This is a genomic window from Dendronalium sp. ChiSLP03b (assembly GCF_034531165.2).
Taxonomy (GTDB): domain Bacteria; phylum Cyanobacteriota; class Cyanobacteriia; order Cyanobacteriales; family Nostocaceae; genus Dendronalium; species Dendronalium minutum.
This window is the reverse complement of the sequence record NZ_JAVRBR020000050.1, coordinates 20,634-34,089: the sequence shown is the minus strand read 5'-3', so window position 1 is coordinate 34,089 and position 13,456 is coordinate 20,634. Positions and strand designations below refer to the sequence as shown.

Annotated in this window: 15 protein-coding genes; 5 read left to right on the top strand and 10 right to left on the bottom strand. The window is 40.2% G+C overall.

What is annotated here, in order from left to right:
• Window positions 1–64: 64 nt before the first annotated feature.
• Both RMY31_RS12935 and RMY31_RS12930 read right to left on the bottom strand, forming a co-directional pair.
• Window positions 65–643 carry a hypothetical protein gene (locus tag RMY31_RS12935; protein ID WP_322657612.1) on the bottom strand — a complete coding sequence of 193 codons (579 nt, stop codon included), beginning with the start codon at window positions 641–643 and terminating at the stop codon, window positions 65–67.
• On the bottom strand, window positions 640–1,791 hold the full coding sequence (locus RMY31_RS12930) for a toll/interleukin-1 receptor domain-containing protein (protein WP_322657613.1): 1,152 nt from the start codon (window positions 1,789–1,791) through the stop codon (window positions 640–642). The genes RMY31_RS12935 and RMY31_RS12930 overlap by 4 nt, the downstream gene beginning before the upstream one ends.
• A gap of 238 nt (window positions 1,792–2,029) precedes the next feature.
• On the opposite strand from RMY31_RS12930, the gene RMY31_RS12925 reads away from it, so the two are divergent.
• On the top strand, window positions 2,030–2,503 hold the full coding sequence (locus RMY31_RS12925; RefSeq protein WP_322657614.1) for a hypothetical protein: 474 nt from the start codon (window positions 2,030–2,032) through the stop codon (window positions 2,501–2,503).
• A gap of 169 nt (window positions 2,504–2,672) precedes the next feature.
• Here RMY31_RS12925 and RMY31_RS12920 read toward each other — a convergent pair whose 3' ends face one another.
• Window positions 2,673–2,960 carry a Mo-dependent nitrogenase C-terminal domain-containing protein gene (locus RMY31_RS12920; RefSeq protein WP_322657615.1) on the bottom strand — a complete coding sequence of 96 codons (288 nt, stop codon included), beginning with the start codon at window positions 2,958–2,960 and terminating at the stop codon, window positions 2,673–2,675.
• A gap of 162 nt (window positions 2,961–3,122) precedes the next feature.
• On the opposite strand from RMY31_RS12920, the gene RMY31_RS12915 reads away from it, so the two are divergent.
• A complete protein-coding gene (locus RMY31_RS12915; protein ID WP_322657616.1) occupies window positions 3,123–3,422 on the top strand; it encodes a hypothetical protein in 300 nt (99 codons plus the stop codon).
• 286 nt (window positions 3,423–3,708) lie between these two features.
• On the opposite strand, the gene RMY31_RS12910 is transcribed toward RMY31_RS12915, so the two are convergent.
• Window positions 3,709–5,808 (bottom strand): protein kinase domain-containing protein, encoded by a 2,100-nt coding sequence (locus tag RMY31_RS12910; RefSeq protein ID WP_409877902.1) that lies wholly within the window; start codon window positions 5,806–5,808, stop codon window positions 3,709–3,711.
• Window positions 5,809–5,995: 187 nt separating this feature from the next.
• A complete protein-coding gene (locus RMY31_RS12905) occupies window positions 5,996–7,690 on the bottom strand; it encodes a serine/threonine-protein kinase (protein ID WP_322657618.1) in 1,695 nt (564 codons plus the stop codon).
• Window positions 7,691–7,909: 219 nt separating this feature from the next.
• Here RMY31_RS12905 and RMY31_RS12900 point away from each other — a divergent pair, with 219 nt between their 5' ends.
• Complete coding sequence (locus RMY31_RS12900) at window positions 7,910–9,493, top strand: phenylacetate--CoA ligase family protein (RefSeq protein ID WP_322657619.1); 1,584 nt, start codon at window positions 7,910–7,912, stop codon at window positions 9,491–9,493.
• Between the two features lie 74 nt (window positions 9,494–9,567).
• Here the strand turns inward: RMY31_RS12900 and RMY31_RS12895 are convergent, their stop codons facing one another.
• From RMY31_RS12895 to RMY31_RS12875, 5 genes are all read right to left on the bottom strand, one after another.
• A complete protein-coding gene (locus RMY31_RS12895) occupies window positions 9,568–10,173 on the bottom strand; it encodes a DUF3122 domain-containing protein (RefSeq protein ID WP_322657620.1) in 606 nt (201 codons plus the stop codon).
• A 241-nt stretch (window positions 10,174–10,414) separates the two neighbouring features.
• Window positions 10,415–10,945, bottom strand: coding sequence for a universal stress protein (locus RMY31_RS12890; protein WP_322657621.1), 531 nt, complete (start codon window positions 10,943–10,945; stop codon window positions 10,415–10,417).
• Between the two features lie 339 nt (window positions 10,946–11,284).
• Window positions 11,285–11,536 carry a hypothetical protein gene (locus RMY31_RS12885; protein WP_322657622.1) on the bottom strand — a complete coding sequence of 84 codons (252 nt, stop codon included), beginning with the start codon at window positions 11,534–11,536 and terminating at the stop codon, window positions 11,285–11,287.
• A gap of 4 nt (window positions 11,537–11,540) precedes the next feature.
• Entirely contained in the window at window positions 11,541–11,768 is a 228-nt protein-coding gene (locus tag RMY31_RS12880; RefSeq protein ID WP_322657624.1) for a DNA-binding protein, read from the bottom strand.
• Between the two features lie 103 nt (window positions 11,769–11,871).
• On the bottom strand, window positions 11,872–12,465 hold the full coding sequence (locus RMY31_RS12875) for a Uma2 family endonuclease (RefSeq protein ID WP_322657625.1): 594 nt from the start codon (window positions 12,463–12,465) through the stop codon (window positions 11,872–11,874).
• A 223-nt stretch (window positions 12,466–12,688) separates the two neighbouring features.
• On the opposite strand from RMY31_RS12875, the gene RMY31_RS12870 reads away from it, so the two are divergent.
• Together RMY31_RS12870 and RMY31_RS12865 are read left to right on the top strand one after the other, a co-directional pair.
• Window positions 12,689–12,925, top strand: a complete 237-nt coding sequence (locus RMY31_RS12870) for a DUF2281 domain-containing protein (protein ID WP_322657626.1) — start codon at window positions 12,689–12,691, stop codon at window positions 12,923–12,925.
• Complete coding sequence (locus tag RMY31_RS12865) at window positions 12,909–13,208, top strand: hypothetical protein (RefSeq protein ID WP_322657627.1); 300 nt, start codon at window positions 12,909–12,911, stop codon at window positions 13,206–13,208. Before RMY31_RS12870 ends, RMY31_RS12865 begins: the two co-directional genes overlap by 17 nt.
• Window positions 13,209–13,456 lie beyond the last annotated feature (248 nt).

Sequence of the window (13,456 nt, the reverse complement as noted above, 5' to 3'; positions counted from 1 at the left end):
GACAGGTCTAATGGGAATCTATTAAGCGTTGTGGCGCTGAAGCAATACAGAATTGAATAGACTCTCACATTTCTTCTAAAATTTTTCTGAATAATCCGCGGTAACGTTTATTTGCTCTTAATTCTTCACGTATAAAATCATCTTGAGGTCCTTCACCAGCATTAAAAAGCTCAAGCGCAGCACCTAGAGTTGATGCCACTGGAAATATGGGTTTATCAGGATGTAGTTTCTTAAAGATTTCGCATTCTTCAACAATCCCTTCCATTCCTCCAATAAATACAGCAGCCCCAAAAGATCGAGACCCGATCATTTCTGTTCGCATGAGCGTTAAACTTTCCTCTCGGCTGTATCTCTTGTCAGTCCAAATCAAATTTTTAAAGTTCTTTGCAACTTCTGGAATGACATCTTCAAACCAACGAGACTGATAGATATAGAAATTATCTTGAGCACTTAAAGTACGAGATGCATGATCTACCAAAGGAGAAATAGCAGGATGTCCGCCAAATACTAACTCACGGCTGCGAACAACCACAGCTACCAATGCGAGTATGGCTTCACGGATCAACAATGGATCGGAATTGTGTACGTAAGGCTCCCGATGTGGAATGCTGGCTGATAGAAACACTGGCTCTAGCTTTTTCATAACGCTTTTAACCAATCGTCTAGTAAATCTACCTGACAGGTTAGCAAGCCTACTTTTTGATTAAGCCAATCTAAATGTTTAGTATAATCAGGGTCGGCTCCAAGCCCCATGTATATGATACGAGTCCTGGATAGGTCTTTCAACTGTAAAAGACCTTCCTGTTGCTGAATTGAAAGTGCATCTGGCAATCCCGTTATTGGGATTGCACTCCCAACAACATTACTACCACAATAAAGCTTAATACCATCAACAGGATGAACTTCCGCGTCTAAGTGAACTAGCTTAGCTTGGTCAACAAGTTCTCCAACCACACTCATCCTTCTCAAGCCAAGCGATCGTATCCTTGCAGTCTCGGCAGCAGACAGAACTCTTGAAACTGTACTATCAGTTAAATAGTCATTCAGATCTGCTTGACTATTCACGAAATCAGTTTTGTTCAGACTGATAGTAGGGTCACAAAATTCGGTTCCAGGAGTACGAGAGTGCCCCGGCCAAATGAGTTGTAATACGCCAAGCCCCAAATCATTTGCTCTAACTAATTCTTGATACACCCACTGTGAACTTAAAGCACCTGGAGAATCCAATAGAATCAGTAAATCTACATCTGCCATGCGTCCCCAGAGAGCTTCTTGAAAATCGACACCAGAATCAACCGAGGCAGTATCAAGAAATACGCGATAGCCATGTAAGGACAAGGCTGAAAATAGCTGTACTGCTACATTACGTGTTTCAAGTCGTCGGTAGGAAATGAATGCTTGTCGTTGTTGTCTGCAAAGTCGAAATGCTCGTAGGAGATCGGTAGTGAGTCTCTCAAGATTCCATTGCAAGCCATTAATACGATGCAATTCAGGCGGAACTAGAACTGGGTAGTTACTGAGATCTTCAACAACTGGAAAGATAGGAAGACTTTTCTTCAAAAAATAATCTAAGAGATGGCTGTCTTCAGGTTCAGGGATTTCATTCCCCCCAAACCAAACCATAACTGGTAAACCATCCCAGTCAATCTGTTCCCTCTGATTAATATTAAGAACTTCAAAGTATTGATGTCTATCCAAGCCAAGAGCATCCATGCTCTCCGCGAGGCTTGTTTCCAGAGTCTCTACATAATTTTTACTCAAAGAACCGACTGCAACTAGTTGGTACTTCATCTTAATGCTTACATTTTAGCTTTAGAAGTGACAGGAATATTAATAAATGTTAGCAGTCTTTGAAATGGTTGAATTGTCAAGAATAATTTCAGAGGCTCAAATCGGCAATCGCTCTTAAAAAGAACTTTGCGATTTACTAAAATTGCATATTTTAAGCTTCAAGAACATCTTTTCAAGTAAAATGAGTTGGCTTCGATCGTGAAGTAGTAATGCCCGATCGCAAACCAGGTGAAATCCTATGTCAATCCCAAAGGAAGCAAACCGAGATTACTGGATCAAGCAAAGCGAGATGTTGCAGAGTACGATCGCACGCATGGCGAATAATTCATTAGAAATTAAGAAGGTTGGTCTAACGGTTTGGGCAGCGATCGTGGGCTTTGGTTTTACCAATCGAAATACTGCTTTATTTGCGTTGGCATTTGTCGCCTTTTTACTATTTGGTATCTTGGATGTATATTATCTGTATCTAGAACGCAAGTTTCGGGATAACTTTAATCGACTAGCCCGAATTTTGAGTGGGTATGTAACCGCTGAGGATGATGAATGGATTAAGAAAGCTAAAGGGAATTTTCTCAAACCTGATGGCTCTACTAAATTTTTGGAGCAAATTCCTAACACCCTCAGATCCTGGTCAAACTTGCCTTATTTGATTACATTATTGCTCACAATTTTGCTTTTAGCTATGCCACTGCCAGCTTCGTCATCAAAGTAGGATGATAATTTTTTTATTGACTAATAGAATTGTTGAATGCAATGATGAATTGATTTTTGTAGGCACAGTTTGGTGCTTTAAGTATTGAAGTAATAGTAGTCCATTTGGCTTTATTACTATTAACTTTGGCGAGCGACCAACAAATCAATTTTATTAATTCAATTTATATTTAGCAATATTTTGTAGCATCTTCACCACAGACATCTACTAAATACAACAAACATTTATAACGCAGACCAATTACTTGTTCGTAGAGAGGGTTGAGTTTACACAAAGGTGGAATGCGGAAAAGTGTACGACCATTAATTTTCACAGTTCTTTCAAAAGGACAATGAGAGGGAATGATTTTGCACAAGAGTCTGGCCAGATTATAATCATGTATTTCTACGACCTCAAGCTGATATTGTATTTGGTTTAACAAGTGTTTATTTAAGTGGGCTTTATTTAATAAGTTCATAAATCAAATCTCCTTCAATACATCTTTGCTCCTTTAAAAATACAACTATGTCCAGAGAAAAACATAGTATAATTACGAAACTATTCTTCCAATTTATAAAAATCAATTGAAATATCAGTAATATTGCTTAAGAAGCCGTAGAAGTATCTATAGGACTCATATTTGATTTCTGAAAAACAAAATTGGCTAGAAGCTTGCCATACAAAGGTTTATTTTTCAGTATACTTAGCAAGATTCAAGTACGATTCCTATAGTTGTGACCAAGAATTGCTAGGAGCGAGAGTCACCGTATTTGCAAAGCGCGATCGCTCCTACGCAGAGCAACCCTACAACCATGCGGCAATCTTTTATTTTTTATGGTCAACTTGTCCTGTCAACTTCTTTGTGATTTCCGTCAAAATAATCCCGCCGCTGATACCATTTCCCAAAAATAATGATACAGATCCAAACCCAGAAACCTAGACTAAATGGGACTTTCTTAATTACGAATTACGAATTACGAATTACGAATTGGTATGACATTATTGATCTGAAAGCTTACTGCCGAGGTTTTCTATATATCCACAAAACTATAAAAATGCTTCCTCAAAAACCTGAGCCTATTTTATTGACCAAGATTGTCCACAAACTTACCTATTTAGGTCGTCTTTCTTCACTCAGGTCAACCCTATTCCCCAGCCTCGTAAATTGGCTAATGTATTGTTATAGTAATTTAATTTCTATCATCTACTGTTCACAAGATGAGAGTTTAATTAGGCTGAGTAGGAGTTTCTGTAGGTGTAGGAGTTTCCGTAGGAGTTTCTATAGGTGTGGGAGTTTCTGTAAGTGTAGGTGTAGGTGGTGCTGGAGGAGTGGGACTTTCCGCTGTGATGTTGAGTCGATAATCTACTGGTGCTGATGCTGTGGAAACAACGACAAATTCATAAAATCCGTTTTCTGGTAGTTTAGTTGACAAAGTACGTTGCTTGGAATCTTCCAGAAATTTGATTTTGCCAGAAGGGGAATAGACTGATAACAAAACTTGGGAATTTGCTTGTAGCTTCAATTCCATAGCTTGTTCTTTGGCCAGTCCAGCGATGAAAACTTTACCACCACCGGGTTGGAGAGTACCGCTAACTGTTTTACTTGTAGCACCAGGATCGAAAACAATTTTCTGGAAAGCACTACGAGCAAGGATGGCATTCAGTTTATCGCTAACAAAGGCATACCAAACTTGCCCAATGGGCTGATTAATAAAATCTTTGTCGCGCTGTTCGGGAAATTCATTGAAGAAAGCAGCATCACCCAAATCATACAAAGAACGACTACCAACGTTGATTTGGTTAACTTCAACTCTCCAGCGATCGCGTTCGGCTGTAGTATAAGTACCTAGTTGCCGACGTGCATTGGCACTCAATAACGCCAGCTTTTCTATCAATTGCGAGGCTGTTTTATCCCATTCTGCCCGCAAACTCTCATCTTCGGGGCCATTACTGAGACTGCGTCCTTGTAAACTGGGATTTGTCTCCCAAAACACTTGATTGACAAAGTTAATGTAGAATTTTTCAGCAATACCCAACTGTTGACGGCGATCGCTTAATCTTTGTTTACGTTGCCGTTCTTCTGGTGAATATTGCGCCAAGGGATCGACTGGTTGACTAGCAGTTGGGGTGGGGCTGGGTGTTGGTGTGGGGTTATCTTCTACATTTCGCCCCCGGTTAACTCCCCACCAAACTACTCCCACAGTACTAGCCAGTGCTAGTGATACTAGGATAGTTTTTGTTGGTGTCCACCAGCTTGTGGGCTGAGGGGATGAAAAAGCAGGGGGAGTTGGAGAAGGCGGGGAGACAGCGACAGTGACAGATGTGGGATCTGGGGCGGGAACGGGGGCTTGAGTCGGGGGATAGTTAACTGGTAATGGGTTGAGTGCTTCCAGGACTTGACGAGCTGATTGGTAGCGATCGCTTGGTCTGGAGGATAGCATTTTATCTAATACCTGCCCCAAAATGGGAGTGAGGCTGATTTCTCGTCGCCATTGCCAAGTTAAGGTGTAGGTATCAATTAATTCTTGCGGCTGTTTGCCTGTCAGTAAAACCAGCACTGTTGCTGCCAACGCATACAAGTCACTGTGGGGCGATACCATCCCAGTTTGCATTTGTTCTGGGGGAGCAAATCCCACTTTACCTAGTAGGGTTGCTGGTGGGGTCGCAGCTGCACCAGGTTGGTAATATTCAGAGGCGACAGTTGCCACTACTTGTTTGACACCGCCAAAGTCAATTAATACTGGTAATTGGTCAACGGTGCGAAGAATTAAATTATCTGGAGAAATATCCCGATGAATTACTCCTTGGAAGTGGATATACTCCAAAACTGGCAAAATTTGTTGTAACAGTTGGCGTACTTCTACTTCTGTAAACCGCAAACCTTTTTGTTTGCGGTCATTTAATAAAGAGTTGTAAGTTTGTCCTTCAACATAATCTTGCACCAAAAATAGATATTCTTTGCCTTCCAAGTTGATGCGAAACAATTCCCGGAAGCGCGGAATTTGGGGATGTTGTAGCTTGTAAAGAACATTTGCTTCTCGCTCAAATAGTTCTTCAGCTTTTTGGACGACGTAAGCGGTTTGAACTTGTGGAGAGAATTCCTTTAAAACACAAGATTCGCGGAAACGATTGATATCTTCTGCTAAATAAGTACGTCCAAATCCTCCTTGACCAATTTGACGCACAATGACATAGCGATCGCCCAAAGTTAGCCCTGGTTGGATACCATAACTTACGGGTGTAACTGACAACTTTTCGCCACACTGGAGACAAAAATGGCTACCTGGGGAATTTTCGTGACCTTTAGAACAATATATTTTAGTCATTTGTCAATTGTTTAGTTGTCAGTTGTCAGGAGCCAGAGGACAGGAGTGAAGAATTATCTCCCTTGTCTTTGCATCCTCCATTCGCGCAGCGGCGACCATAAGAGAAGTTTGCTCAATAGAGGGAACCAAAGTACGCAAATTCTCCTTATATCCCAGTGTCTCCGTGTTTCCACATCTTTGCGTCTCATTATTTGTCAGATTGTGCTTTACTGACTTGCTCAGCAGCGATCGCATACCAAATTTGACCGTAAGTCTTTTGATTCAGTTTCCCACGCTCTTGACCGGGAAACAATCTATCAAATTTTTGATATGTGTCTTTGTTGAGTTGGCTAATTGTATAGTCCCCTAATTGTCCCGATCGCGCTTGCTGTCTCCAAATGTCGTAATCTTTTTGACTATAACTTCCAAGTTTTTGCCGAGCTGTTGTACTGAGGTCAGCTTGTTCTATTTTATCTAATAAATCTCTAGCAGTACTGTACCATTCATTTCGTAAACCAGCGTCTTCCGACTTCGATGTTAGACTGCGTCCCTGTAATTCTGGCTTTTTAATATAAAACAAATTATCAACCATCTGTGTAAAAAATACTTCGGGAATTTCTAGTTGTTGGCGACGACTTAAAATTTGAGTATTATCACCAGAGTTCTTATCACTTGCTGGTTTAGCAAGTGGATTTGGTAACTGTGGAATTTGCGGTAGCGAAATTGATGGTACTTTAATTGATGATACGCTGGTAATAACTGCATTTACCACTGCCCACGTACCTGCACCAGTTAAAACAATTAAAGCGGTTCCCCCAAGACTCACTACAAAAGGGCGAAGCCAACCAGGTATAGGTATAGTTTTAGTTATCAACTGCGTTTTGCTACGGACTTTACTGACAATAGCATTGGGGCGTTTACCTCCAGGGGCAACTACCATCGTTTTGAGCTTGGTAACATAGGTATTTGGCGCTTTAGTAGCAGTTGCCAAGGGTAAATCTTTCAGGACTTTATCGGCTGTTTCATAGCGATCGCTCGGTTTATAAGCCAGCATCTTTTTTAACACAGATTCTAGTTTCGGGCTGACATTGATTTCCTTTCCCCAATACCACAGTCCTTGATAGCTGTCGTATAATTTTTGCGGTTCCTTGCCCGTAAGCAATACCAATGCAGTCACCGCCAAAGAGTATAAATCACTGTTAATAAATACTTTACCTTGCCGTAGCTGTTCTTCTGGTGCGTAGCCTTTTTTACCTAGTAAAGTATTATTTACAGCCAACTTGGTGAACCAAAAACCTTGAGAAGCGGGCAATTGCTTAACACCACCAAAGTCAATCAGCACTGGCAGACGATCAAAACGCCGCAAAATTAAATTATCAGGAGAGATATCGCGGTGAACTACATCTAGAGAGTGGATGTAAGATAATACTGGTAAAATTTGTTGCAGTAAAGTTACTACTTCCTCTTCGCTAAAGGCCTTTCCTTGACTTTGGCGCTGTTCTAACAATTGGGAATAATTATCACCATCTACATAATCTTGTGCCAACAAGAAAAAATCTTTACTGCCTATCTTCACTTGTAGCGAAGCGTGAAAACGTGGAATCTGGGGATGCTGGAGTTTTTTGAGAACACTCGCTTCTCGCTCAAACAACTCTTTAGCTTTTTGTAAATCCTGTTGTTGTTGTACTTGGGGTGCAAATTCCTTCAGCACACAGATTTGATGGGATTGATTTCTATCCTCCGCCACATAAGTGCGTCCAAAGCCGCCCTGTCCGAGTTGACGTATAATTCGATAGCGATTGTCAACAACCTGCCCCACAGCAAGAGGCAATGGCTCACCGCAGTGGGTACAAAAACGGTTACTGCCATCATTTGCGTGTTGTTTACTGCAATAAACCTGCATAGTGCTGAAGGATAAATTGGGTTTTATTACGTTACTACAACGAATGCAGTTCTTTTTACGGAGATTGGGGACTGGGGACTGGGGACTGAGGAATGGGGAGATGAGGGACAAATAACAACTGACCACTGACCACTGACTAATGACTAATGACTAATAGCTAAAATACTGACAACAAGCAACAGTGGTGTTGTTTTTACTTCAGGATGAGCAACAAGCGTCATGAACTGCAAATCACAAAGCCAGCGGGCAATCAAGGCATTTGAAGATTTTGTATCTACCCCCCTAGAAACACTACTACAACGACATCTGGACACTTCAAGCCAATCAGCAGCTTTAGCTTTATTTTACGATGTGGCTGCAAATGTGCCCGCCTATAAAGCTTTTTTGGCAGAACAAGAGATTGAACCTAGTGCTATCCAAACTTTTGAGGATTTTCAGAAATTACCAGCGATCGCCAAAGAAAATTATATATCGCGCTATCCTTTGCCTGACTTATGTCGCTACGGACAGTTACAAGCGTGCGATATGATAGCTGCTTCCTCCGGTTCCACTGGTAAACCAACATTTTGGCCCCGTTTTTTCACAGATGAACTGCAAATCGCTACACGTTTTGAGCAAATTTTTCACGATAGTTTTTCCGCAAACACTAGACGCACCTTAGCAGTCATTTGTTTCACTTTAGGCACTTGGGTGGGCGGTATGTTCACTACCAATTGTTGTCGCTATCTGGCTAGCAAAGGTTATCCTATCACCGTCATTACTCCTGGTAACAATAAAGAAGAAATTTTGCGTGTTATCCAGGAACTTGGTGCAAATTTTGAGCAGGTTGTATTGTTGGGATATCCGCCATTCCTCAAAGATGTAATTGATACTGGTATGACCCGCGGTGTAGAGTGGCAGCAATATCAGATTAAGTTAGTCATGGCGGGAGAAGTATTCAGCGAAGAATGGCGGAGTTTAGTTGCCCAAAGAATTGGTGCGGAAAATCCCTGCTACGACTTTGCATCACTCTACGGTACTGCGGATGCTGGTGTATTAGGCAATGAAACACCCTTGAGTATTTGCATTCGCCGTTTTTTAGCAGAACATCCAGATGCTGCTAGAGCCTTATTTGGAGAATCTCGTTTACCCACACTAATACAGTACGATCCCATAAATCGTTTTTTTGAAGTTCAGGACGGCACATTGCTATTTTCTGGAGACAATGGCATTCCCCTAGTGCGTTACAACATCTTAGATACTGGTGGGATTGTTAGTTATGATGCCATGCTCCAGTTTTTGGCAGAATGGGGATTCGATCCGCGAGAAAAACTTGTACAAACGCGATTAATGAGCCAGCGCGTTGCGGGGGTTCCCCCCGTTGTAGCGACTGGCGTTGCGTCTTTCCAAACTCAGGATTCACTCAAAGGAATTCATCCATTACCTTTCGTCTATGTTTTTGGACGCTCTAATTTTACGGTTTCCTACTTTGGAGCGAATATCTATCCAGAAAATGTGACTGTAGGATTAGAGCAACCACTAATTCAAGAATGGGTGACGGGTAAATTCGTGTTGCAGGTAAAGGAAGATATCGACAAAAACCGATTTTTATCAGTGATTGTGGAGTTAGCGCCAGGTGTAGAAGATAGCCAAGACAAGCAGCAAGCGATCGCAGCTTCGATTCTCTCACAATTGTTGCGTCTTAACAGTGAGTTTGCTAACTACGTTCCCCCAGAATATCAAACACCACAGGTTGCATTAGCCGCAACTGGCAACCCAGAATATTTTCCAGTTGGGGTGAAGCATCGTTATACACGCAAGTAGAAGAGGACGCGGGGATGCGGGGAGGCAAAGACGCAAAGATGTGGGGACAAGTTTGAATTTCTTCCTCATCTCCCTTATCCCCCACTTTCCATTACCAATTGCCATTCCTGTACTACAGATTGAGGAACAGAGATGTTGATAAAGCGATTGCCAGGAAGAGGTATACCAAGTACTAGCGGTTTGGTTGGCAATTTAGGCAAGATATCCTTGAAGTCATACTGACCGATGGTGGGTGCTGGTGCTTCATCTAAGAAAACATCGGCAGCAGTGAAAACTTGTCCGGTGGCAGTGGTGATTTTCAAGGGTTGCGGGTGGAAAAGTTCCGCAGAACCAGGGAAACCCACGAGTCGCAGATTTACACTCTGCGTTTGACCGGGATAATTTTGCTTAAACAGGACAACTTGCCAAACATTGCCTAATTGATCGTCTAATTTTTTTTGCGATCGATAAAGTATTTCTCCTGGTGCTACTTCTAATTTGTTAACCGCAGCGATTACCATCTGCGATGAGAAGTTTCCGAAACCAAGGAATATATATATTGATATTGTTAAAATTCCCAGCCACGTTAGCCACCAAATTACACTTTTGGTAGAATTTCGGGAAATAAATGAAATTTTTCTTTTGCTTTTGCCTTTTAACTTTTTCCCATCTTTCAAAGTTTTGTGGATATGGTGTAACATCAGGTTCACCTCCTGGCACTGACTGAAAGTAAATAAACGCGTTCTGCCATATTCCAGGTATAAATGCCTACGATTTCATCGCATACACGGACGTAACGCGTGTGTAGTCTCCATCTCTATCAAAAGCCTACGTAGGAATGCATCACCCAGAAGAGCCAATAGTTTGTACTACTTTGGCGGTATTATCATCCAGGATATTGCTACCCATATTTGAATGGATTTTACTGATATTGATGCTTCTTCAAAAATTATTTGTGGTTTCTACAACAACTTTCTCAGCGTTTTGAACACTGATTGGGTGATGCACAATATGCACTGAACAAGGAGCATGATGAAGAACGTAGTTACTCACGCTGCCAAGGAATAGTTCAGCTAACCCAGACCGACCTCGACGGCCCATAATAATTAGGTCAGCGTCCCAAGTAGTTGCTATTTTACAAATAGTTGGCCCAGGATGACCAACAATTTGCGTAAATTCCGTAGATATTCCTATTGTGTTTGCTTGGGCACTGAAAGATTGCAATATCTCCACACCTTCATTCTTAAAGCTATCCCACTGCTTTTGATATAACTCAAAGCTTTGACTAGTAAATCCTGGATAGTACTCCATATTGGATAACATCGGTAAGTAAGGACTGCCTTCTTCTGTCGGTGATAGGACATGCAGCAGTAGTAAGTTGGCTTGTGTTCCCTTCGCCAAAGCCAATGCTTCCTCAAAAACCTGCTTTGCTATTTGCGAGCGATCCAATGCGACTAAAATCTTTTTCAGCATATAGACCTCTGGTTTTTATTGGTAATTGAGTTTTTTAGTTTCTTGATGCGGAATTGGCACAAATTACCAAGTTTGTATTTTTGGCAATAATTGACAAGATTCTTATAGTAACTAGCCTGTGTGAACTTTTAAGCAGTTTTCGGGTTATACGTATGTTTATAAGCTAACAATTTGAGGAACTTGTGAGGAAAGCAAAAAATATTAAATCTGAGTTAATTTTAGATTTGGAAAGGGTGCTTTTTTTATCGAGTATTCAGTATTATATATAACTACAGTGAGTTAAAATTTACTACTTATAAGTTACTCAGACCGAAACATTTGTATAAACGATCGTATAAGTTACCTATTAATCTGCATGAATAAAGAATAACCGCCGATCGCAAAAACGATCGCGATAGCGGCAGAAAAGATAACTACATCCCTGACAAGAAACAAAATCCAATCTTTCCTCAGTTCCTGTTTAAACTTGAGTTCCCGCAGTTTTCGCTCAAGTTCTGCGTCTTCTTGTGATTCTAAGTTGACTATTGATAGAACTAATGGTTTGTCGCCTTTGTTAGCAATTATCTTCGATAAATCTTTTATCTTTGTCATGCTGCTAAATGCCAACAACTTCAGTTTCAAGATTTTGGTTTTCGTCTGCAATCCAGATATGCTTGCCTGTTTGCTTTGCTTCTACTGCTACTTCCATGAGTGCGATCGCTTTTAGCAGCACTTCAGCATTGTCTCCATTAATCTTTTGGGCTATATCGTTTAATGTCTCATAAAGTTCAGGAGACAAATCTAAATTTATTTTAATTCTTTCGGTTTTTACTTGTGTAGTCATTTCTTACACCATTATTTGCATCAAGGTGATAGCCTGATGCATAACTCGCTTATAATACTCATTTCTCTACTAAGAGCAAGACTGACATCTCAAGATAGTTAACTTAGCCTCGAATTCCTTTGATGAACTCTGTCCTAGCTTCAATTATTGAGGGTATTAAAACACAGCGTGCTAACAAATTTATATCTAATTCTGGTAATAATTGACTTTGAGTAATTTGTTCATAGTTATCATTACTGAGGTGATATACAGATATCTGATTATTTTCCCAAAACCAGACTTCAGTAATGTTAAAACGCTTATATTTTTCTAGTTTATCTATACTACCACTAGTAATATTTACTTCAATTGCTAGATCGGGATTTTCTTTCTTTTCCCCTAAATAATAAGATTCATCAGGTTCAAATGAAGCACCCTTTTCTTTAGCCCGACGGGTAGCACTACCTACAGGGATAAAATTTATACCTATCTCAAAAAGATATAGTGCTAGCAATATAGCCAAAACACTTTTAATGGTCTCATGTTCTTCACCAAGAGTCATAAACTCTATACACCCATCAAGATAAGTTATTCGCAAACCTGGCGCATCTGCTGTTAAAGCTTCTATTTTCTCAAATTCCTCCCAAGAGTAATAGCCAGGTAAGAGAAACCGCTGTTCTTGGAGTGTGCTAATTTTATCTAGGATTTGTGGAGTCATTATAGATACTAGTATGAGTGTCGAGTAAATGGTTCACAAGCTATAATTGCGATCGCTGGCTATTGAGCTAATATTCTCATATTTTATCTAGAATAGCTGTGACCTTGAGGAGAGCGATCGCATTTCCTCAACTCATCTTCCTGAGTGCCTAACGACTAAAGTTGCGGCGAAGATAATATTTTAAAGCTTAAAATATATTAGTTGATACGAGAGGCTATAGAAAATGAGCATTGAGGAAATTATTATGGACAAGGTAAGAGTATTACCTCCTGATAAGCAACAAGAGGCATTAGATTTTGTAGAATTTTTACTTGCGAAAATGCAAAAGCAAGGGTTGTCTGCTCAAGAAAAAAATTTAGGGGTTTCAGCTTTGGCTCTAGCTCAAGAATACATTGGTTGTGTGGAAGCAGCAAGTGACTTATCTACTAATAAAGATTATATGGATGGTTACTGTTCGTGATGAGGCGATGTGTATTGCTAATGTTTTTCACAGCGAAGGATTGCATAGAAACTGGTTAGGAGAAGTAACATATATCAGGGTACAGCCTATAGATAAAGAAGTATATTTACATCCTGGAGATGTTGTATTAGTTTCTTTAAATTTGGGAGATTCACTCAAAGATGGATTTTATAGAATTGATCAAATTAATATTTTTGAAAGTAGTGATTTTGGCTTAAGTATAAAATTTGGTTTGCGAGAAATAAATGAAAATATGGTTTGTTATCCTCAATTATTGATTTAAATTAAAATTATACATTTAGACAATAACCCGAAAGTTCTCTTAAATAAAAAAACGCAGATATACGAGTAAAAACGCAATTTCTAAGCATTTGTATACGTATAAATGCGATAAAATTAGAAACAATTCCAGCTTTAATCAAATACGGTTCAGTTCAGCATTTTTCTCTTCTCTCTGAGTCCTCTGCGCCTCTGCGGTTCGTTAAAAAAATTGACTTTAACAAAGAGTTTTAACTCTAACTGAACCGTATT

Coding starts and splice junctions, on each gene's coding strand:
- RMY31_RS12935 (WP_322657612.1), bottom strand. CDS start 643: ATGAAAAAGCTAGAGCCAGTGTTTCTATCAGCCAGCATTCCACATCGG.
- RMY31_RS12930 (WP_322657613.1), bottom strand. CDS start 1,791: ATGAAGTACCAACTAGTTGCAGTCGGTTCTTTGAGTAAAAATTATGTA.
- RMY31_RS12925 (WP_322657614.1), top strand. CDS start 2,030: ATGTCAATCCCAAAGGAAGCAAACCGAGATTACTGGATCAAGCAAAGC.
- RMY31_RS12920 (WP_322657615.1), bottom strand. CDS start 2,960: ATGAACTTATTAAATAAAGCCCACTTAAATAAACACTTGTTAAACCAA.
- RMY31_RS12910 (WP_409877902.1), bottom strand. CDS start 5,808: ATGACTAAAATATATTGTTCTAAAGGTCACGAAAATTCCCCAGGTAGC.
- RMY31_RS12905 (WP_322657618.1), bottom strand. CDS start 7,690: ATGCAGGTTTATTGCAGTAAACAACACGCAAATGATGGCAGTAACCGT.
- RMY31_RS12900 (WP_322657619.1), top strand. CDS start 7,910: ATGAACTGCAAATCACAAAGCCAGCGGGCAATCAAGGCATTTGAAGAT.
- RMY31_RS12895 (WP_322657620.1), bottom strand. CDS start 10,173: ATGTTACACCATATCCACAAAACTTTGAAAGATGGGAAAAAGTTAAAA.
- RMY31_RS12890 (WP_322657621.1), bottom strand. CDS start 10,945: ATGCTGAAAAAGATTTTAGTCGCATTGGATCGCTCGCAAATAGCAAAG.
- RMY31_RS12885 (WP_322657622.1), bottom strand. CDS start 11,536: ATGACAAAGATAAAAGATTTATCGAAGATAATTGCTAACAAAGGCGAC.
- RMY31_RS12880 (WP_322657624.1), bottom strand. CDS start 11,768: ATGACTACACAAGTAAAAACCGAAAGAATTAAAATAAATTTAGATTTG.
- RMY31_RS12875 (WP_322657625.1), bottom strand. CDS start 12,465: ATGACTCCACAAATCCTAGATAAAATTAGCACACTCCAAGAACAGCGG.
- RMY31_RS12870 (WP_322657626.1), top strand. CDS start 12,689: ATGAGCATTGAGGAAATTATTATGGACAAGGTAAGAGTATTACCTCCT.
- RMY31_RS12865 (WP_322657627.1), top strand. CDS start 12,909: ATGGTTACTGTTCGTGATGAGGCGATGTGTATTGCTAATGTTTTTCAC.